Source organism: Roseicyclus sp. (assembly GCF_018402035.1).
Lineage (GTDB): Bacteria > Pseudomonadota > Alphaproteobacteria > Rhodobacterales > Rhodobacteraceae > Roseicyclus.
In genome coordinates this window covers 1-19,683 of the sequence record NZ_JAGYJN010000002.1, presented here as the reverse complement: position 1 = coordinate 19,683, position 19,683 = coordinate 1, and the positions used below count along the sequence as shown (strand labels likewise).

Genomic DNA, 19,683 nt, shown 5'->3' with positions numbered 1-19,683 from the left:
CCGCGCGGGCCGGTTCCTGCGCAGCTAAGCCTTGCCTTTGTCAGGGGTGGCTTGCGCCGCGCGCGGTGCCAGACCTGCGAAATCGAACAGCTCGGGATCAAGCAGATGGGAGGGGCGCGCATGCATCAGCGCCGAGAACATCTTGCCCTTGCGCCCCGGTGCCTTGGTTTCCCACTCATCAAGCATCCGCGCGATGGCTTGGCGTTGCAGCCCATCTTGGCTGCCGCAGAGATCGCATGGGATGATGGGGTAGTTCATGGAGCGCGAAAACGCCTCGCAATCGGCCTCGGCCACATGGGCGAGGGGGCGATAGACGAACAGATCGCCCTCGTCATTCAAAAGCTTTGGCGGCATGGTGGCAAGCTTACCACCGTGAAACAGGTTCAAGAAAAACGTCGCCAGAATGTCGTCGCGGTGATGGCCCAGCACCACGGCGCTGCAACCTTCCTCGCGCGCGACGCGGTAAAGATTGCCGCGGCGCAGGCGCGAGCAAAGCGCGCAATAGGTCCGGCCTTGCGGCACCTTATCCACGACGATGGAATAGGTATCGGCATATTCGATGCGATGGACCACACCCATGCGGGTCAGAAATTCGGGCAGAACGGTCGCCGGAAAGCCCGGCTGTCCCTGATCGAGATTGCAGGCCAACAGATCGACGGGCAAAAGCCCGCGCCATTGTAATTCGGTCAGCGCGGCCAATAGCGTGTAGCTGTCCTTGCCGCCCGACAGGCAGACCAACCATTTCTGACGCGGGGCGGTGGGGTTGCGGTCAACCATGCCGTAGCGGTCGATTGCCTCGCGGGTTTCGCGGATGATGCGCTTGCGCAGCTTGCGGAATTCGGTGGTTTTGGGTGCGCCATGAAACAGCGGGTGGATATCGTCCGCCTCGGGCAAGCCATCGTTCTCGATATCGTCGCGGTCGAGCATCACCATCTCCTGTCCTGCGTGGCTGGCCATATGGCCGGGGCGGGTCGCCCGTCAAGCGCGCCTCAATCGGGGACGTTGTCGATCCCCGATCCGCCCCAGGGGTGACAACGCGCAATCCGCCACGCGGCAAGCCAGCTTCCCTTGAGTGCGCCGTGTTTTTCAAGCGCTTCCATCGCATAGGCCGAACAGGTCGGCTGATACCGACAGCCATGCCCGACCCAAGGGCTAAAGACCAAGCGGTAAAACCGCACCGGCAGCGAGACGATATAGGCCATCGGGCTCATTTATGCAGCTTTCGCAAGGCGCGGGCCAGATCGGCTTTCATCGCCTCAAAAGGGTGGTCAGCGGTCGCATCGGCGCGTCCGATCAAGACATAATCCCAACCGGGGCGTCCATCCACCGGCAAGACCGCGCGCGCAATTTCGCGCAGGCGACGCTTGGCACGGTTGCGCGCGACCGCATTGCCGACCTTTTTCGAACAGGTGAAGCCGACGCGCACCGCTGTTTCCGAAGGCTCTGACGGGTCACGCAGTCGGGCTTGCAGCAAAAAGGCGGGCAGCGGCACACGCTGGGCGCGGGCAGCGCGCAGGAAATCGGCACGCTTGCGCAAAACAGAAAAAGCCCCCGTCGGGCTTTCGCCCAGCGGAGGCGTGTCAGGGACCATCGGTCCGGCCTTGATCAGGCGCTCAGGCGCTTCCGACCGCGGGCGCGGCGGGCATTGAGCACCTTGCGGCCACCCTTGGTTGCCATGCGCGCACGGAAACCGTGGCGGTGCTTGCGCACCAGATTGGAAGGCTGAAAAGTACGCTTCGACATTGTCTTCTCCGTGGTTCGATCGGACCGGGTCGCGCCACACACGCGCCGCTACGGTCCAAGGGAATCTCCGCTAGAGCACGGCAGATACGGAAAGCCGGGCGGGCTGTCAACAAACAGCGCATCGCCAAAGGCGGTTTTTACACGCTTTTCGCAGGCTTGCCGGATTAGGTCATGTTTTCTTGACCGGCTAGCAGAGGTTACAGCCGATCAAGCTGGCGTGACACCCCTGTCGCATGGCGGCCAGATGGCGCATCTATGGCTGCAAGATGGATAAATCCAAGAGATGACGCATTGATGATGCAAAACGCCAAAACTCGCCTGCGCCGCCTATGGCCACTGGCCGTGATCGCGCTTGGCGCTGCGTTGGGATGGTGGTGGTTCGGCCATTTGCTCAATTTCGAAGCGCTAGCCGCGAATCGCGAGGCGCTTTTGGCGCTGCGCGATGCAAATTACGCCGCAACCGTGTTGGGGTTTATCCTTGCCTATGCGCTGATCGTCGGGTTTTCGCTGCCCGGCGCAAGTATCGCCACGCTGACGGGTGGGTTCTTGTTTGCCACCTTTCCCGGTGTGATTTTCAATGTCTTGGGTGCCACGCTCGGGGCAAGTGCCATCTTTCTAATCGCGCGCTCAAGCATCGGCGCGGGCTTTGCGGCCCGCCTTGAAGGGGCCGAAGGTATGGTCAAACGCATCAAGGATGGGATCGACAACAACCAATGGTCGATGCTGTTTTTGATCCGGCTTGTGCCTGCTGTGCCATTTGTTATCGCCAATCTGGTGCCCGCCTTTCTGGATGTGCCGCTGCACCGCTATGTGATTTCGACGTTCTTTGGGATCATGCCGGGGGCTTTGGTCTATACCTCCATCGGTGCGGGCCTGTCCGAGGTCTTTGCCCGTGGCGCGGCCCCTGATCTGGGGTTGTTGTTCACACCGGCGATCCTGTTGCCCATTATCGGTCTTTGCGCATTGGCGCTGCTGCCTGTCATGCTCAAGATGGTGCGCGGCGAAAGGGGGATCGGATGAGCGATCTGAAAACCGATATCTGCGTGATCGGTGCGGGTGCTGCCGGTCTGTCCGTGGCGGCGGGTGCCGTGCAGATGGGCGCGCGCGTCGTGCTGATCGAGGCGGGCGAGATGGGCGGCGATTGCCTGAACACGGGCTGTGTGCCATCAAAGGCCCTGCTTGCCGCAGGTCACAAGGCGCATCACACGGCGCAGGCCGCATTCGGTGTTGCGGGCCATGATCCCGCCCCCGATTTCGCCGCCGCTAAGGATCATCTGCGCGCTGTGTTTGACCGCATCGCCCCCATCGATAGCCAAGAGCGGTTCGAGGGCTTGGGTGTTACCGTCATCCGCGCCCGCGCCCGCTTTGTCGCGCCCGATATGCTTGAGGCAGGCGGCCAACGCATCACCGCACGCCGTTTTGTGATTGCGACAGGATCGCAACCTTTTGTGCCAGATATCCCCGGTTTGAGCACCGTGGCCTATCACACCAATGAGACGATCTTTGATCTGCGCGACCGTCCCGAGCACCTGATCATCATCGGCGGTGGCCCCATCGGGCTTGAGATGGCGCAGGCCCATCGCCGCTTGGGCAGCGCGGTGACGGTGATTGAGGGCGCGCGCGCGCTTGGCCGCGATGACCCAGAGGCGGTCGCGCTCGTTTTGGCGCAGCTGCGTGCTGAAGGGATCACGATCATCGAAGATGCGGCGGTCACATCGGTCGCGGGTCAGGATGGTGCCATGACCGTGCAAACAGCGGCAGGGGCCAGCATAACTGGTACCCATCTTTTGGTGGCGGTCGGTCGGCGGCCCGTGTTTGACGATCTTGGGCTTGATCAGGCGGCGGTCGCCCATAGCCCCAAGGGTATTTCCGTGGATGCCGGGCTGCGCACATCCAACCCGCGCATCTATGCCATCGGTGATGTGACGGGTGGCGCACAGTTCACCCATGTGGCGGGCTATCAGGCGGGTCTGATCTTGCGGCCCATGCTGTTTGGCCTGCGGGCGCGCGCGCGGACGGATCACATTCCGCGCGCCACCTATACCGACCCCGAATTGGCCCAAGTCGGCCTGACCGAGGCTGAGGCGCGCAAGGCCCATGGCGCGCGCCTGAGTGTTGTGCGCGCTGATTTTGCCCATAATGACCGTGCCATCGCCACCGGACAGGCGCATGGTTTCGCCAAGGTCATGGTGGTGCGCGGCCGCCCGGTCGGGGCGACGATTATCGGCCCACAGGCGGGCGAATTGATCCAAATCTGGGCGCTTGCGATGGCCTCGCGCCTCAAGATGTCGGCCATCGCCGGCATGATCGCGCCATATCCGACATTGGGAGAGATTAACAAACGTGTCGCGGGTGCCTATTTTGCGCCTAGATTGTTTGAAAGCCGATGGGTCAAGCGGGTGGTGCGAATCGTGCAGCGCCTGCGCTGATCGTCAGGGCGGACCGGGGTAGGCGTGGCCAATACACTTTCAGGGCGATTTCTGATCCTTACCGTCATCTTCGTGATGCTGGCCGAGGTGTTTATCTTTGTGCCCTCGGTCGCGCGGTTTCGCGAAGACTATCTTTTGGCTCGCCTTGAACGCGCGCAGATTGCCTCGCTCGCCTTGCTTGCGACCGATGGGATGATCGACGAAGCCCTTGAGGTCGAGCTTTTGGAGAATGCCGAGGTGCTCAACGTCGTGCTCAGGCGCGACGCGGTACGCCAGTTGATCTTGTCGACCGACCAGATGCCGATGATCGCGAAAAGCTACGACATGCGCGACCCGGCCTCTTGGGTGCTGATGCGCGATGCGCTGGCCCGTATGCTCAACCCCCGCGATGAGGTGATCCGCGTCATCGGTGAGCCGGTGCGCGAAGCGGGGCTGTTGATCGAGATCACGATGCCCACCGCCCCGTTGCGCGCCGCGCTGATCGATTACGGGCTGCGTATCTTGGTGCTATCGGCGGTCATCTCGATTTTTACCGCCGTTTTGTTGTTCATCGCTGTGCGCCAATTGATGGTCACGCCGATCAAGCGCTTGGTCACCTCCATGACCCGCTATGCCGAGGCACCGGGCGATGACGCGCGCATCATCCGCCCTGAGGGGCGCGTGCTTGAACTGCGCGACGCCGAGGAGGCGCTTTATAAGCTGCAAACCGATTTGACCGGCGCATTGCGCCACCGCGAGCGGCTGGCCCAGCTGGGTGAGGCGGTGGCCAAGATCAGCCACGACCTGCGCAATATGTTGTCTGTCGCCACGATGCTGGGCGACCGGCTTGAGGCCTCGCAAGACCCGGCCGTGCAGCGCATCGCGCCGCGCCTTGTCGCCTCGCTTGATCGGGCGATCAACCTGACCGAGGCGACGCTTGCCTTTGGCCGGGCCGAGGAACCCGCCCCCAAGCTGACGCGCGTGGCGCTGCGCGGATTGGTCGAGGATGTGTTCGAGAATGAAAAGCTGGCCGATGACAGTGACAAGATCGCCTATCGCTGCGACATCGCGCCTGCGCTGGTGCTGCGCGCCGATCCTGAGCAGCTTTACCGCGTCTTGGCCAATCTGGTGCGCAATGCGCGGCTGGCCATCGCCGCCACGGACGTTGAGGGGCGTATTGATGTCGCCGCGCGCGACAGCGACGATGGTTGGGAAATCGATGTGTCAGACACCGGCCCCGGCCTGCCGCAAAAGGCGCGCGAGCATCTGTTCAAACCCTTTCACGGTGGCGTGCGCAAAGGTGGCTCTGGTCTTGGGCTGGCGATCTGCGCCGAGTTGATCAAGGGGCATGGCGGGCGGCTTGAGCTGATCCGTACCGGCCGCGACGGCACGCTGTTTCGCATTTTCCTGCCTGCGGGTTTGGCGGCCTGACCATCCCGGAATTGTGCTTGCAACGCTGCGAGCCCGCGGTTAAACCCCGCCCTCACGGACTGGTAGCTCAGTTGGATAGAGTACTTGACTACGAATCAAGGGGTCGGGGGTTCGAATCCTCCCCAGTCCGCCACTTTCCCCTTGTCCAACTGACGCAATCACACCCTCTGGTGTTGCAAACGAACCTTTGTTGACGCTTCACAGCGCTTCGCTTTTGCGCAGCGCTGTGGTGATCGCCTCAAGATAGCGCAGCGTTTCGACCGAGAGGCCGCGCAAATCCTGTGCGGCTTTGGGTGTCATGCTCCAACCTGTTGCGGGGCGGCGTTCGACCCAACCGCGCGCCACCAACTCGGCCAGCTTGCGCTGCACCGTCGCGCGCGGGATGCCTGTAGAAAGCGCAATCGAGACGGTGTTCGTGCAGCCCATCCTTGGCATCGTATTGACCGTATCAAGCAAGATGCCCTGCCAAGCGGCCTCGTCCTCGGAGGCAAGGATGACGCAAAGGATGAACAGCTTGTCCAGATCGCCGTCGAAACATTGTCGCGCGGCATGTAAAAGCCGGGCGGAACTGGCCAGATGTACCGGAAATATCGTTCCAAAAGCGTCCAGTATCCGTTCGCGCGGCTTTCTCCGCTGAGATGTATCCGACATCGTGGTTCACTCTTCCTGATTGGGCCGTCGCAGTGGCGTGACGGCAATTTACGCGCAATTCTGAGTTGCGGCTTTGATCTGACGTCGGGAGCACGCAATCTGCCATGCCGGGGTCAACCAAACTGGCCTTGGGTGCGTGTCGTCATCCAATTGCGATCACCTTTTTGATTATTTCGGGGATAAGTCGTCCTTCGATACCCAGTGGCGGATCAAAGGATGTGGTTTATCAATGATTTCGCACCATATCTGGACAGCCATCCGGACCAAGCGCAACAGGTGCGCATGCCCATTTTGGGCATACGCAAAACGGGCAAGATTGAGAGCGCTGTATCCCAAGCCATCCGCGCATCTGCCCAAATTGGGCATGCGGGGGAGTTGAACTCAGGCAACGACACTGCGCAGTTTACAACCCGGCTGAAAGATCAATCGTGTTGATAGCTTCAGGTCGGCGTGCTTTTGCCATCAACGCGAGAGCACTTGGGCGAGGAATTGCGCATTTGACCATCAAACGGCAGGAAAGACGCGGATGGAGCGTGGCGCAACTGTTGCGCGATGGCTATGCGCCGTTGCGTGTGCGCAAGTCAGTGCTTGCCGACCGCGTGTTGGCGGTTTCGCTTGATGCGATCATGACATCGCCCGATGGGCTGGCCGGTTTCGTGGCGGGGCTTGAGGCGGTGCCGGGGTGTGGCGGTCGCCAGCGCGACGATATCCAAGCGGCCCTCGTTGCCGAGTTCCGGGTGCAAGCCGACATTGCCGAAGGGGTGGGCGACATGGCATTGGCCGCGCGGCTGGCCAACCAGATCGCGGGTTTGCCAACACCCCCTCCCAGCATGGGGGATTGGGGGCAGGTGCAGTTTCACCCCACAGCCACGATTGACGATCTTTGTGCACGGCTGTGGCATGACAGGCAGGGCAAGCGGTTCATCTATTTGCTTGCAACCCTTCCCGTGGCGGCCAAAACGGCGGCGGTGATGGCTTGCGAAGGTTTGACAGATCATGCGTCCAAAGCGCCGGAATTCTGGGTAGCGGATGATGACGCCACCCCCTTCCAAGCCCAGCCCGATGGGTTGCTCTTGATCGATGAACAGGTGCTTGCGGCAATGCATGCAGGATGCGGGTGCTACGCAGCGCTGGGTCCGGCCGCATGGCACGAGCAACAGCACAAGCTTACCGCCTGGCAAGCGGGTTTGCCCGCCGGGATCTCGGTCATGGTGATCAATTTCGCAAAGGCGAGATTGCATCCCTCTGCTGTGATTGGATCAGATCTTGTGCTGCCAATGCCCGGCGGCTGTGCGGTGGTGCCGAACCCTCAATGGTTGCCCGAAATCATCGCGCGCTGTGATTTGGCGCAAGCGGAGGCCTGTGATCTGTCCGCCATGCTTGCTGACTGGGACAGGGTGAAGCCCGCCCTATGATGCGGGATGGATACTCTAAGCGGCGCGCGGTGCTGCGATTTGCTTGCTACCCCACCAGTTCAGCGCCAGCAGGGCGATGATCAAGGCAACACCTGCCACTTCGACCGTCAAGCTGGGCCAAAAGACGGCGACCACGCCCGGCACCATCAAGGCACGGCTCCACAGTGGCATGGCGCGCCACAAGAACCCCTCGAGCGCTGCGGCAAAGCCCACCAGCGCGATGATGGCAATCGCACCGCTCCAGATTACCAAGGGCAAGGGGCCGCCCAGAATGATCTCTTCGTTGAAGACCATGAACAGCGGGATCAGGTACAGACCCTTGGCGTATTTCCACGCTTGCAAGCTTGTCTCCATCGGTTTCGATCCGGCGATGGCCGCGCCTGCAAAACCGGCAAGGGCCACGGGTGGGGTCACGTTGCTGTCTTGCGAATACCAAAACACCACCAGATGCGCGATCAACAGCGGGATGCCGAATTCCTGCGTGAGCGCGGGACCGACAAGGATGATCAAGACGATATAGGCCGCCGTCACCGGCAGGCCCATGCCAAGGATCAGGCTGGCCAGTAGCACCAACAATAGCGCCAAGACGATGTTGCCGCCCGAGAACGCGATCATCATGGCCGAGAATTTCAGCCCCAAACCGGTCAGGCCCACGACACCCACGATAATGCCCGCCACGGCACAGGCCATGGACACGGCCACCGCGTTGCGCGCGCCCAGTTCGAGCGCTTGCAAGGTCAGCGCGATGCCACGCTGGCAAAGGGCAACAAAGCCCGTAGCTGTGGGGCCATTGGCGAAAAATACCCAGAGCGCCCGCGCGCTGGCTGCTGCGACAATGGCTGCGATGGCGTAAAAGCCCACGCGCATCGGCGAATAGCCCGCGACCAAAAGCCAGACCAGCGCCACCAGCGGCAAAAGGAAATGCCAGCCCCCCGCCAAGACACTGCGCACGCTGGGCAATTCCTCAGCCGAAAGGCCGGTCATGCCCTGTTTGACAGCCGCGATATGCACCAACAGATAGACTGCCCCGAAATACAGGATCGCTGGAAAGATCGAGACCAGCACGATGTCGACATATGGCACGCGGGTGAACTCGCTCATCAAGAAGGCGCCCGCGCCCATCAAGGGCGGCATGATCTGCCCGCCGGTGCTGGCCGCCGCCTCGATCCCGCCTGCTTGCGCCGGACGGTAGCCCAGCCTTTTCATCAGCGGGATGGTGAAGGCCCCCGTGGTCACCACATTGGCAATGGCCGAGCCCGAGATCGAGCCCATGCCCGCGCTTGCAATGACCGCGGCCTTTGCCGGCCCGCCACGCTGTTTGCCCGTCGCTGCATAGGCCAAATCGATGAAAAACTTGCCCGCGCCCGTCACCTCGAGAAAGGCACCAAACAGCACGAAGACAAAGATAAAGGTTGCAGCAACCCCCAGCGGGATGCCGAAAATCCCCTCGGCACCCAAGGTCATCTGGCTTGACACACGCTCAAGCGAATAGCCGCGATGGTTCATGATGCCGGGCATCCAATCGGCCAAAAACGGCAACTCGCCCCGGCTTCCGGCAAAGGCATAGACGATGAAAAATGCGCCGATGATCGTCATGCCAAGACCCACGGCCCGGCGCGCACCCTCAAGCACCACGAGGATCGTCAGAATACCGACCCAGACATCGATGCTGCGCGGGAAAATCTGGTTGGCGATAATGTCGATATTGATGGGCAGCCATGCGCCGACCAAGATGCCAGCCGCGATCAGCGTGCCGTCAATCGCCCAGCCCAAAGCCCCGCGCGCACGCCCCCGACCCCAGACGGGATAGATCAAGAAACACAGCACCAAGATAAAGCCCAGATGGATCGGGCGTTGATAGAAAAGCCCCAAGGGCTGCACACCTGCGGCGTAAAGATGGAACAGCGACAAGACGATGCCAACGACCGCGATCACGCGCAGCACGATCCAAGGTTCTTGCGCTTGCGGTGCCGTCATCTGGGTATCGCTGACCATCAATCCATACCTTCCATCAATGCAATCGTGACCCTTGCGCGCGGCGCGATGGCCGAGAGCGAGACGGTCGTGCTGCCCACCTGCAAGCGGTGGTCGACGATGCCGCGACCGGGGCGCAGCACATAGGCGTTGCCTGCGACCACCTCGTCGATATCCAAAATCCAGTATCCGCCTTGCCCATCCGACACCTGTCGCCCACGGCCGGGGATGTGATCAAGCCCTGCGGCAAAATCGGGCAGATGTGCGCGCACCAAGACCATCTGGCCCGCGCGGTTCTCGTAGCAGTCGGAAACTTCGAAGCCCTTTACGGAGTGGTGCCACAACACGCACCAACCCGCGCCATCGGGCACAGGCAAGCGCGCGATTTCCGTGCCATCCTCTAGCGTGGCGACAAGCTCAGCTGCGGTTGCACAAAAGGGTGCGGTCAGAAGGAGGAGGGCAAAAAGCCCCCCTCCAAGCCGTTTGCTCACGGGCGCAGCGCGTCCGGGATGGTAGCGCCGATTTCCTCGTAGTAGCGGATGGCGCCGGGGTGCAGCGGGATGGGCGTGGCCGACATGGTGAAGTCAACCGTCGTCTCGTTCGCCGCCGGATGCACGGCCTGCAGGTCGGCGATATTCTCGAACATCGCGCGGGTGATCGCATAGGCCAGATCATCCGACATTTCGGACGAGGCGACCAAGACGTTCGGAATGCCCAAAACGGTCATGTCAGCATCGACACCGTTATAGGTGCCGCCCGGCAGCGTGGTGGTGGCAAAGGTTGCATCGGCTGCGCGTGATGCGGCAATCTCTGCCTCGGTCAGTGCGATCAGCACGATGTTGTTGGTGGTGGCAAGGTTCAAGATCGACGAGGTGGGTGCACCGACCGACCAGAAGCCTGCATCGATATCGCCATTGGCCAGCGCATCGGCAGTTTCGTTGAAGTTCAAACGCTGCTCGTCGATGTCGTCATAGGTAATGCCATTGGCATTCAGGATCGCCGCCGCGTTCACCTCGGTGCCCGAACCCGGTGCGCCGATCGACACGCGCTTGCCGCGCAGATCTTCAAGCGAGGTGATACCCGATCCTTCAAGTGCCACGATCTGGATCATGTTGGCGTAAAGCGAGGCAAGGCCGCGCACCATCGGCAGCGCATTACCCTCAAAGCGGCCCGTGCCGGTGTAGCCCTGCTGGACGGTGTCGGCCAAGGCGATAGCAAGGTCCGCATCGCCGGTGGCTACAAGGCCCATATTCTCAACCGATGCGCCGGTGACTTCGGCGGTGGCCGAATAGCCATCGATCTTGCCGTTGATGATCTCGGCCAAGCCGCCGCCCATCGGGAAATAAACGCCGCCCGTACCGCCGGTGGCAATCGAGAGTTGCTCTTGCGCGAAAACAGGCGTCGCGACAACGAGAAGGGTGCTGGCCGCAAGGGCCTTGAACAGTTTCATAGTAACCTCCCAAGGTTTTTGTTGTGTGTCGCATTTAGACTATCCATGCCGCGCTTCCAACACGAGATTCGACATTTGGGCGCATTCTATTGGCCGCGCGACACTAGGCTATCGCGCATAGGGCGATGACGCGAAGTTGCCTACACGCTTAGATTGCACGTCAAACTTGCGTATCATGCGATCAACGGCGTAGTGTAAACTTGTCACAAAATGTTCATTGTAAACCTTGATTGACACTTTTTTCGGTGTACACTGGGATACAAAGGGAAGGCGTATACGCGCAGGCTGCCCGTTCTGTCAGCCCCGCGTTGATACGAGAAGAACGACCGCGATGAAAAAAACGACCGACTTTCTTTCGCTGGTGGCCTCGGGTCAGGGGGCGCAAATCGGCGCTTTGGACGTCCTCGCCAAACGGGCATTGGCGCGCTTGTGCCACGACAACAGGGCCGGTGCCGTCTCGCGCGATGCGGTCAGCGTGCTGGGTGATCCGTGTGCCGCTGCCATGGCCTTTGCCTTGTGCGACCCAGACGAAACCGCGGCGCAGTTTTTGGTCGATGATCTGCTCGAGGCCGGGATTTCGGTCGAGGATTTGTGTCGCCATCACCTTGCCCCTGCGGCGCGGCGGCTTGGCACGATGTGGGATCAAGATCGCCTTCCCTTTACCGAGGTTGCGCTTGCCACTGCGCGTATCCAATCGATCTTGCGCCGCTTACCGATCAGCCGGACAGGCCTGCGGGCCGCGCGGGGGCCGGGTGCGGTTTTCGCCGCCGTTCCGGGCGAGATGCACACATTGGGCGTGATGATGGCGGCGGATCTGTTTCGGCGCGGCGGCTGGGATGTCAGCCTCTTCGTCGGGCTCACCCATGATGAGATGCTGGCCCGCCTGACCCGCGACGACCGGCCGGTGATCGGGCTAAGTTGTTCCGGCGAGCATAGTTTCGGCGCGCTGCGCCGCCTTTTGGCAGCATTGGGCAATGCCCGTCCCGATGCACAGTTCTTGATCGCGGGCCAGATCATCGCGGACCCGGCGCGCATCGCTTCCTTGCCTGTGCCGGTCATGGTGGTGGGCGATCTTGACAGTGCAGAGGCCGAGATGGCGCGGCTGGACGCGGTTTTGTCCTCGTCCAAGGTGACCCGCCTTAGGCCCATGCGTGGGCGCAGCGCCTCGATGGCTTAAGGGCTTATCCCTCTTGGCCCAACTCGCTGAGCGGGATGATCGGAAAGAACACATCGCGCGACCATAGGCCGAACCAGCCTATGCCCGCGACTTCGTGTGGCTCGCCCAGATCGACCAGCCGATAAAAACTTTTACGGTCAATGAGCGCTTCAAGCCCCGCGCGCACATGGACATAGGGGCGCGGTGCGCCCTGTTCATCGCGCGTCACCCTGATGGCGCAATCGGGGCCTGCGGGCACATGATCGCCCACATTGGTCACGAAGGTGATGGATTGTGACGGGCCGCTGCCCGAAACCTCGAAATCTTGTACAACAAAGGGGGCATCCTCGACCCGGATACCCACCTTTTCAACAGGCGTGACAAGGAAATAGCGATCCCCCTCGCGCTTGAGGATGGTCGAGAAAAGCCGCACCAAGGGCGCGCGTCCGATGGGGGTGCCTTCGTGAAACCATGTCCCGTCGCGGCGGATTTCCATGTCGATATCGCCGCAAAAGGGCGGGTTCCAAAGGTGAATGGGCGGCAAGCCGCCGTCGCGCGCAGCACGCGTTGCGGCCTGCAAAAGCTGGTCGGTGCCGGGTCTTTGCGCGTCTGTCACGATCTTTTGTCCCTTTGGATGCTTTGCCATTTGTGATCGGCGCAATAGGTCTGTTAGCACGACTCGATATAAACACCCAGCGGAGCAATGCCATGTCCGACCCCGATACACGCGTCGCCGAGATCGAAGCGCTGGGCGCAAAACTGGCTGCGGCCAAGGCTGCGATTGCCACCAAGATCATTGGCCAGACCGACGTGGTTGATCTGGCCTTGGCGGCAATGCTCTCGGGTGGGCATGCCCTTTTGATGGGTCTGCCGGGGTTGGGAAAGACGCTTTTGGTCGACACCTTGGCGACTGTCATGGGGCTCAAGGCCAATCGCATCCAGTTCACCCCCGATCTGATGCCTGCTGATATCTTGGGCTCTGAGGTGCTGGATATGGCCGCCGATGGCAGCCGTAGCTTTCGCTTCATCCAAGGGCCGGTGTTTTGCCAGCTCTTGATGGCCGATGAAATCAACCGCGCCAGCCCCCGCACCCAATCAGCGCTTTTGCAAGCGATGCAAGAGCGCGAGGTGACGATTGCAGGCACCCACCATGCCTTGCCGCGCCCGTTCCAAGTGCTCGCCACGCAAAACCCGATCGAGCAAGAGGGCACCTATCCCTTGCCCGAGGCACAGCTTGACCGCTTTTTGGTGCGCATCGATGTGGGCTATCCCGACCGCGCGACTGAGCGTGGGATTTTGCTGGCCACAACCGGCACGGATGAGGCGCGCGCGCATGCTGTTTTCACCCCTGAGGAATTGATCGCCGCGCAAGCCGTGGTGCGCGCCATGCCCGTGGGCGAAACCGTGGTCGAGTTGATCCTTGATCTGGTCCGCGCCTGTCGCCCTGACGCCGAGGAAGCGCCCGAGATCGTGCGCCGCACCGTGGCATGGGGGCCGGGGCCGCGCGCGGCACAGGCTTTGATGCTGACCGCACGCGCACGCGCACTTTTGGATGGGCGGCTTGCCCCATCGCCCGAGGATGTCGCGGCCCTTGCCCGTCCGGTGCTAAGCCACCGGATGGCGCTGAGCTATGGTGCGCGCGCCGAGGGTGCGGTTCTCGAACAGGTCATCGATGCCGTGGTCGATCATGTCACAAGGATCGGAAAGGCCGCTTGAGCGATACCGCCCGCCATACCGCGCAAACCCTGCGCTCGCGCTCGGAGGCTGTCGCGGCCGCCGCGCCAGCCTTGATGGCCGATGCGCAGCATTTGGCGGCAACGGTGCTATTGGGTGTGCATGGGCGCAAACGCGCAGGCAGCGGTGATGAGTTCTGGCAATATCGCCCGGCACAGGCAGGTGACAGCTACCGCCAGATCGATTGGCGGCGCTCGGCCTTGTCGGATGGCCATTTCATTCGGCAAACGGAATGGCAAGCGGCGCAGGCGATCATGATCGGTGTCGATGATGGTGCATCGATGCAGTTCAGCGGCCACAAATCCCGCCCCGAGAAACGCCGCCGGGCCCAGACCTTGGCCATGGCGCTGGCGATCATCGCGCTGCGCGGGGGCGAGCGTGTGGGGCTAACCCATCTGGCCGATGCGCCGCGCGCGGGCAACGCGCAGCTGATGCGGATCGCCACCGCCTTGATGGAGGATCACGCCGCGGTCGATCATGGCACGCCGCGCGCCCAGATCATGCCATTGGGCAGTCGCGCCGCCTTCTTTTCGGATTTCTTCGGCGATATCGGCATGATTGAGCAAGCCGTTGGTCGCGCCGCCGACCGCGAGGTCAAGGGTGCGCTGGTCCAGATCCTCGACCCTGATGAGGAGCGTTTTCCCTTCGATGGGCGCACGATTTTTGAGTCCATGACCGGCGCGATCCGTTTTGAAACGCTCAAGGCGCGCGGCCTGCGCGATGCCTATCTGGAACGGTTGGCCGCGCGCAAAACGCAATTGCAAGAGATCTGCCGCCGCACGGGCTGGCGCTATCATCTGCACCACACAGACCAACCCGCCGAGCCGACGCTCTTGTGGTTGCATCGCGCGCTTGAGCGGGTGCGGGCATGATCGCGGGTTTGGCCTTTGCCACGCCGCTTGCGCTTTTGGCGCTTTTGGCGCTGCCGATCTTGTGGTGGATCTTGCGCGCCGTGCCGCCCGCGCCGATCCGTCGCCGCTTTCCGGGTGTGGCGCTTTTGCTGGGGCTGCGCGATGATGAAAGCCAGACTGACAAGACGCCATGGTGGCTTTTGGCCCTGCGCATCGCGGCCTTGGCTGCCGCGATTATTGGCTTTTCTGGCCCGGTCTTGAACCCGCAACCCCTGCGCGATGGCACCGGGCCGGTCTTGATCGTGATGGATAGCTCTTGGGCATCGGCCCCTGATTGGGCCGCAAGGCGCGACCGGGCTGCATTGCTGCTGGACGAGGCCGCGCGCAGCGGGCGGCCCGTCGCTTTGGTGCAACTCACCGACCTGCCCGGCGGCGAGATTGCGTTGCAATCGGCCAATGCGGTGCTGCCGCGCTTGCCTTCGCTTGTGCCTGCACCCTTTGCCCCCGATATGGCGGCTGCGGCAGAGTGGGCGCAAGCGCTGCCTGCGCCGCTTGAAACATGGTGGATATCGGACGGGATCGCCCATGCTGGGCGGGATGATTTGGCCCAAGCCTTGATGCAGAAAGGCGCGCTTTCGGTGTTTGAGGGGGCGCGTGATGTGATCGCGCTTGCCCCGCCGCAAGTCGTCGATGGGATGCTGGAGGTCACTGCCATGCGCCGCGATGCCATCGCCCCGCTGGCCGTCGAGGTTGTGGCCCATGGGCTTGACCCGCTGGGGATTGCACGCGAATTGGCGCGCGTGACCGCTGATTTTGACGCCAGTGCCGACAGCGCAACGGCCAGCTTCGATTTGCCGCCTGAACTGCGCAACCGCATTACCCGCTTCGAGATTGCAGGCCAGCGTGGCGCGGGTGGCGTGGCCTTGACCGACGACGCGTTGCAGCGCCGCAAAGTCGCGCTGATCGCGGGTGGTGCGAGTGATGAGCAGCAAGCGCTTTTGTCCCCGCTGCATTACCTGCGCCAAGCGCTTGCCCCCAGCGCCGATCTGATCGAGGCGGCGTTGCGTGATGTGCTCTTGGCCAGCCCTGATGTGATCGTGCTGGTCGATATCGCCACGCTTTCGCCCGAGGAAGAGGAGGGGCTGATCGCTTGGGTCGAGGCGGGCGGTTTGCTCTTGCGCTTTGCTGGTCCCCGACTTGCCGCCTCGGACATCGCGCGCGATGTGGCGGGGCCATTGATGCCCGTACGCCTGCGCGCCGGTGGGCGCAGTGTTGGCGGCGCGATGAGTTGGGGTGAGCCAAAGGCGCTTAGCCCCTTTGACGATACATCGCCGTTTTTCGGGCTAAGCATTCCCGCCGATGTCACCGTCACCGCGCAGGTCATGGCCCAGCCTGACCCGATGCTGGCCGAACGCACCATCGCCGCACTGAGCGATGGCACACCCTTGGTCACCCGCGCGCGGCAAGGTCAGGGGGCGGTTGTGCTGTTTCATGTCACCGCCAATGCCGAATGGTCGAGCTTGCCGATCTCGGGGCTGTTTGTGCAGATGTTGGAACGCCTTGCCGTGTCCACCCGACCCGCCGCACCCGATGCGGCAGCACTTGCTGGCACGATCTGGACGCCCGAGCAGGTGCTTGATGGGTTTGGGCAACTGCGTGACGCTGGCGATAGGCCCGGCGTCGATGGTGCCGATCTGGCCGCGATGCCCGTGTCGGCATTGCTGTTGCCGGGGCTTTATGCGGCCGATGATCGGCGCATCGCGCGCAATGTCATTGGGGCCGAGACCACGCTTGCCCCGACCGCATGGCCGCTTGGCGTGCCAGTGGTGGGGTTGGTTACGATCACACCCACCGATTTGATGGCGGCATTCTTGATCGCGGCGCTTGTTTTGCTGTTGCTCGATGCGCTGGCCGCATTGTGGCTGGCCGGGCGGCTCACGGGTTTGGCGCGGAATGCAGCCATCTTGATCTTGGCGCTTGGGGCCATGCCGCAAGAGGCGGTGGCGCAAAATGCCCAAACGCTTTCGCCGCAAGACCAGATCGCCATCCTTGCGACAGCCGAGGTCACGCTGGCCTATGTGATCACGGGTGATGCAGAAATTGACGCCATGTCGCGCGCGGGGCTTTTGGGCCTGTCCAACACGCTTTTCCAGCGCACCTCGGTCGAACCTGCCGCGCCGATGGGCGTTAATCTTGAAACAGATGAGTTAAGCTTTTTTCCAATGCTCTATTGGCCGGTCTTGGCCGATCAAGCGCTGCCATCGGCCACGGCCTATCGGCGGCTCAATGATTACATGCGCGCGGGCGGCATGATCGTGTTCGACACGCGCGATGCCCATATCGGCGGTTTCGGCTCTGGCACGCCCGAGGGGCGGCGCTTGCGCGCGTTGGCGGCACCGCTGGATATTCCGCCGCTTGAACCTATTCCGCCTGATCACGTGCTGACGCGCAGCTTTTACCTGTTGCAGGATTTTCCGGGGCGTCACGCCTCGCGCGATGTTTGGGTCGAGGCGGCACCAGCTGACGCTGAACAGGTCGAGGGGATGCCATTTCGCAACCTGAATGACGGGGTCACGCCGGTGATGATCGGCGGCAACGCTTGGGCGGCTGCTTGGGCGCAAGATGAGATGGGCCGCCCCCTTTACCCCGTCGGGCGCGGCTCCACAGGTGAGCGCCAGCGCGAGATCGCGCTGCGCTTTGGTGTCAATCTGGTGATGCATGTGCTGTCGGGCAATTACAAATCCGATCAGGTACATGTGCCGGCCCTGCTTGACCGGTTGGGGCAATAGCCATGGCGCAAACGATCCTCTTCGATCCGCTGGTGCCGGTCTGGCTGATCTGGGCGCTGGGCGTGTTGAGCGTGCTGATCACTGGCTTGGCGCTTTGGCGTGGCTTGGCGGGCTGGCCGCTGCGCGCCTTGGCGGCGGTGGCGCTTTTGTCGGCGCTGGCAAACCCCGCGCTGCAATCAGAGCAGCGTGAACCGCTCAGCGATATCGTGCTGGTCGTGGCTGACCAATCGGCCAGCCAGCGCATCGCCGACCGCCCCGATCAGACCGAAGCGGCCCTTGCAGCACTCGAGGCGCAGATCGCGGCCCTTGGCATGGAGATGCGGCTTGCGCGGGTGGGCGACGGTGCCGACAACGCCGGAACGCTGTTGATGACCGAATTGGCCCGCATGTTGGCCGAGGAACCGCGCGCGCGGGTGGCGGGTGCGATCCTTGTGACCGATGGGCAATTGCATGATGTGGGGCTGGCCCCCGACCTGCCCGCGCCGCTGCATGCGCTGTTGACCGGGCGCAGCGATGATTGGGACAGGCGGCTAGTGATCGAGACAGCCCCCGCCTTTGGGATCATCGGCGAAGAGCTGATGATCACCCTGCGCATCGAGGATCAAGGCGCTGTGCCAAGCAGCCTGTCAGGCCGGGCCGAGATCGCCATTTCCATCGACGGCGCCCCCGCCCAAAGCTATGCGGTGCCGACGGGCCAAACCCTGCAATTGCCGCTGACGCTGGAGCATGCAGGTCAGAACGTCGTGCAATTCACCATCCCCGAAGCGATGGATGAGTTGACCGCGCGCAACAATGCCGCCGTGGTGCAGATCAACGGGATACGTGACCGCCTGTCGGTCTTGTTGGTCTCGGGTGAGCCGCATCCGGGCCAGCGCACATGGCGCAACCTGCTTAAGGCCGACCCATCGGTCGATCTGGTGCATTTCACCATTCTGCGCCCGCCCGAAAAGCAAGATGGCGTGCCGGTGACCGAGTTGAGCTTGATCGCCTTTCCGACACGCGAATTGTTCATGGACTCGGTCGATGATTTCGACCTGATCATTTTCGACCGCTATCAGCGGCGCGGTATCCTTCCGCTGACCTATTTCGATAATATCAGCCGCTATGTCGAAGACGGTGGCGCGCTGTTGCTGGCGGCTGGGCCGGATTATGCGGGGGCAGCCTCGCTCTATCGGTCGCCCTTGGCCGATATCTTGCCGGGCCGCCCGACCGCGCGGGTGATCGAGACGCCGTTTTTGCCGGAAATCTCTGAGCTTGGTCAGCGTCACCCGGTGACCGCTGGGCTGGCCGCGACACATACGCCACTTCCGGGCCAAGATCAGCCTTGGGGGCGTTGGGTCCGACAGGTCGAGGTGATCGAACAATCCGGCCAGACCGTGATGACGGGCAATGGCGGTGCGCCTTTGCTGATTTTGGACCGTGTGGGCGAGGGGCGCGTGGCGCTTTTGGCCTCGGATCACGCGTGGCTCTGGGATCGCGGCTATCAGGGCGGCGGCCCCCAGCTTGAGATGCTGCGCCGCCTTGCCCATTGGATGATGGGTGAGCCCGAGTTGGAAGAAGAAGCGCTGGTGGCCGAAACCGATGGCCAGACCATCCGCGTCACCCGCCGCACATTGGCCGACACGGTGGGGCAACTAAAGGTGACGGCACCCGACGGCAGCGAAAGCGCAGTTTTGCTAGAAGAAGTGATGCCGGGGCGCTTTGCGGTCGAGATTACGGCGGCCGAGCAAGGGCTTTACCGGCTGGTCGAGGGCGATTTCGAGACGGTCATCGCCCTTGGCCCTGCTGCGCCGCGTGAGTTTGAACAGACGATTGCCTCGGATCATCTGCTTGCGCCGCTGAGCGGTGCAGTGCTGCGCCTGCAAGATGGCATGCCCGATCTGCGCCGCGTGGCCGAGGGGCGCATGACAGAAGGGCGCGGTTGGATTGGGCTAACGCCGCGCGCCGCCTATGTGACCACGGATGTGAAAGTTACCCCGCTGATTGCGGCATGGCTTTTCATGCTGTTGATCTTGGCGCTGAGCGTTGCAGGCTGGCTGCGCGAAGGGCGGCGCTGATCGCGGGCGGTGCGCCGAAAGGCG

Annotated in this window: 18 protein-coding genes and 1 tRNA gene; 10 read left to right on the top strand and 9 right to left on the bottom strand. The window is 62.5% G+C overall.

Going from position 1 to position 19,683, the window contains the following annotated elements; translation table 11 throughout:
* Nucleotides 1-24: 24 nt before the first annotated feature.
* From ttcA to rpmH, 4 genes are all read right to left on the bottom strand, one after another.
* Nucleotides 25-927 carry a tRNA 2-thiocytidine(32) synthetase TtcA gene (gene ttcA, locus KG698_RS04075; RefSeq protein WP_213684651.1) on the bottom strand — a complete coding sequence of 301 codons (903 nt, stop codon included), beginning with the start codon at nucleotides 925-927 and terminating at the stop codon, nucleotides 25-27.
* A 62-nt stretch (nucleotides 928-989) separates the two neighbouring features.
* A complete protein-coding gene (yidD, locus tag KG698_RS04070; protein WP_213684322.1) occupies nucleotides 990-1,211 on the bottom strand; it encodes a membrane protein insertion efficiency factor YidD in 222 nt (73 codons plus the stop codon).
* Nucleotides 1,208-1,591, bottom strand: a complete 384-nt coding sequence (gene rnpA, locus KG698_RS04065) for a ribonuclease P protein component (RefSeq protein ID WP_213684321.1) — start codon at nucleotides 1,589-1,591, stop codon at nucleotides 1,208-1,210. The genes yidD and rnpA overlap by 4 nt, the downstream gene beginning before the upstream one ends.
* A 14-nt stretch (nucleotides 1,592-1,605) precedes the next feature.
* Nucleotides 1,606-1,743 (bottom strand): 50S ribosomal protein L34, encoded by a 138-nt coding sequence (gene rpmH, locus KG698_RS04060; RefSeq protein ID WP_168624034.1) that lies wholly within the window; start codon nucleotides 1,741-1,743, stop codon nucleotides 1,606-1,608.
* Nucleotides 1,744-2,037: 294 nt separating this feature from the next.
* Here rpmH and KG698_RS04055 point away from each other — a divergent pair, with 294 nt between their 5' ends.
* The 4 genes from KG698_RS04055 (at nucleotide 2,038) to KG698_RS04040 (ending at nucleotide 5,715) form a co-directional block, all read left to right on the top strand.
* Nucleotides 2,038-2,763, top strand: a complete 726-nt coding sequence (locus KG698_RS04055) for a VTT domain-containing protein (protein ID WP_213684320.1) — start codon at nucleotides 2,038-2,040, stop codon at nucleotides 2,761-2,763.
* Entirely contained in the window at nucleotides 2,760-4,172 is a 1,413-nt protein-coding gene (locus KG698_RS04050; RefSeq protein ID WP_213684319.1) for an FAD-dependent oxidoreductase, read from the top strand. Before KG698_RS04055 ends, KG698_RS04050 begins: the two co-directional genes overlap by 4 nt.
* A 24-nt stretch (nucleotides 4,173-4,196) precedes the next feature.
* The gene (locus tag KG698_RS04045) at nucleotides 4,197-5,582 is read left to right on the top strand and encodes an ATP-binding protein (protein ID WP_213684318.1); all 1,386 of its coding nucleotides are present in this window, start codon (nucleotides 4,197-4,199) and stop codon (nucleotides 5,580-5,582) included.
* Nucleotides 5,583-5,638: 56 nt separating this feature from the next.
* Nucleotides 5,639-5,715 (top strand) — tRNA-Arg (locus KG698_RS04040).
* A 65-nt stretch (nucleotides 5,716-5,780) separates the two neighbouring features.
* Here KG698_RS04040 and KG698_RS04035 read toward each other — a convergent pair.
* The gene (locus KG698_RS04035; protein ID WP_213684317.1) at nucleotides 5,781-6,233 is read right to left on the bottom strand and encodes a helix-turn-helix domain-containing protein; all 453 of its coding nucleotides are present in this window, start codon (nucleotides 6,231-6,233) and stop codon (nucleotides 5,781-5,783) included.
* Between the two features lie 533 nt (nucleotides 6,234-6,766).
* On the opposite strand from KG698_RS04035, the gene KG698_RS04030 reads away from it, so the two are divergent.
* Nucleotides 6,767-7,648 (top strand): hypothetical protein, encoded by an 882-nt coding sequence (locus KG698_RS04030; protein ID WP_213684316.1) that lies wholly within the window; start codon nucleotides 6,767-6,769, stop codon nucleotides 7,646-7,648.
* A 15-nt stretch (nucleotides 7,649-7,663) separates the two neighbouring features.
* Here the strand turns inward: KG698_RS04030 and KG698_RS04025 are convergent, their stop codons facing one another.
* From KG698_RS04025 to KG698_RS04015, 3 genes are read right to left on the bottom strand one after another with little or no spacing between them, the layout of a single operon-like run.
* Complete coding sequence (locus KG698_RS04025; RefSeq protein ID WP_213684315.1) at nucleotides 7,664-9,643, bottom strand: TRAP transporter permease; 1,980 nt, start codon at nucleotides 9,641-9,643, stop codon at nucleotides 7,664-7,666.
* Nucleotides 9,643-10,113, bottom strand: a complete 471-nt coding sequence (locus tag KG698_RS04020) for a DUF1850 domain-containing protein (RefSeq protein WP_213684314.1) — start codon at nucleotides 10,111-10,113, stop codon at nucleotides 9,643-9,645. Before KG698_RS04020 ends, KG698_RS04025 begins: the two co-directional genes overlap by 1 nt.
* Entirely contained in the window at nucleotides 10,110-11,072 is a 963-nt protein-coding gene (locus tag KG698_RS04015; RefSeq protein ID WP_213684313.1) for a TAXI family TRAP transporter solute-binding subunit, read from the bottom strand. The genes KG698_RS04020 and KG698_RS04015 overlap by 4 nt, the downstream gene beginning before the upstream one ends.
* A 331-nt stretch (nucleotides 11,073-11,403) precedes the next feature.
* On the opposite strand from KG698_RS04015, the gene KG698_RS04010 reads away from it, so the two are divergent.
* Nucleotides 11,404-12,249: a cobalamin-dependent protein gene (locus KG698_RS04010; protein WP_213684312.1), complete on the top strand. Its 846-nt coding sequence runs from the start codon at nucleotides 11,404-11,406 to the stop codon at nucleotides 12,247-12,249.
* 4 nt (nucleotides 12,250-12,253) lie between these two features.
* On the opposite strand, the gene KG698_RS04005 is transcribed toward KG698_RS04010, so the two are convergent.
* Nucleotides 12,254-12,874 (bottom strand): DUF1285 domain-containing protein, encoded by a 621-nt coding sequence (locus KG698_RS04005; RefSeq protein WP_213684311.1) that lies wholly within the window; start codon nucleotides 12,872-12,874, stop codon nucleotides 12,254-12,256.
* Between the two features lie 62 nt (nucleotides 12,875-12,936).
* Between KG698_RS04005 and KG698_RS04000 the strand changes: the two genes are divergently transcribed.
* From KG698_RS04000 to KG698_RS03985, 4 genes are read left to right on the top strand one after another with little or no spacing between them, the layout of a single operon-like run.
* Entirely contained in the window at nucleotides 12,937-13,944 is a 1,008-nt protein-coding gene (locus KG698_RS04000; protein WP_213684310.1) for a MoxR family ATPase, read from the top strand.
* A complete protein-coding gene (locus KG698_RS03995; RefSeq protein WP_300982893.1) occupies nucleotides 13,941-14,834 on the top strand; it encodes a DUF58 domain-containing protein in 894 nt (297 codons plus the stop codon). Before KG698_RS04000 ends, KG698_RS03995 begins: the two co-directional genes overlap by 4 nt.
* The gene (locus KG698_RS03990; protein WP_213684309.1) at nucleotides 14,831-17,602 is read left to right on the top strand and encodes a DUF4159 domain-containing protein; all 2,772 of its coding nucleotides are present in this window, start codon (nucleotides 14,831-14,833) and stop codon (nucleotides 17,600-17,602) included. The genes KG698_RS03995 and KG698_RS03990 overlap by 4 nt, the downstream gene beginning before the upstream one ends.
* 2 nt (nucleotides 17,603-17,604) lie before the next feature.
* Nucleotides 17,605-19,659: a hypothetical protein gene (locus KG698_RS03985; RefSeq protein WP_213684308.1), complete on the top strand. Its 2,055-nt coding sequence runs from the start codon at nucleotides 17,605-17,607 to the stop codon at nucleotides 19,657-19,659.
* Nucleotides 19,660-19,683 lie beyond the last annotated feature (24 nt).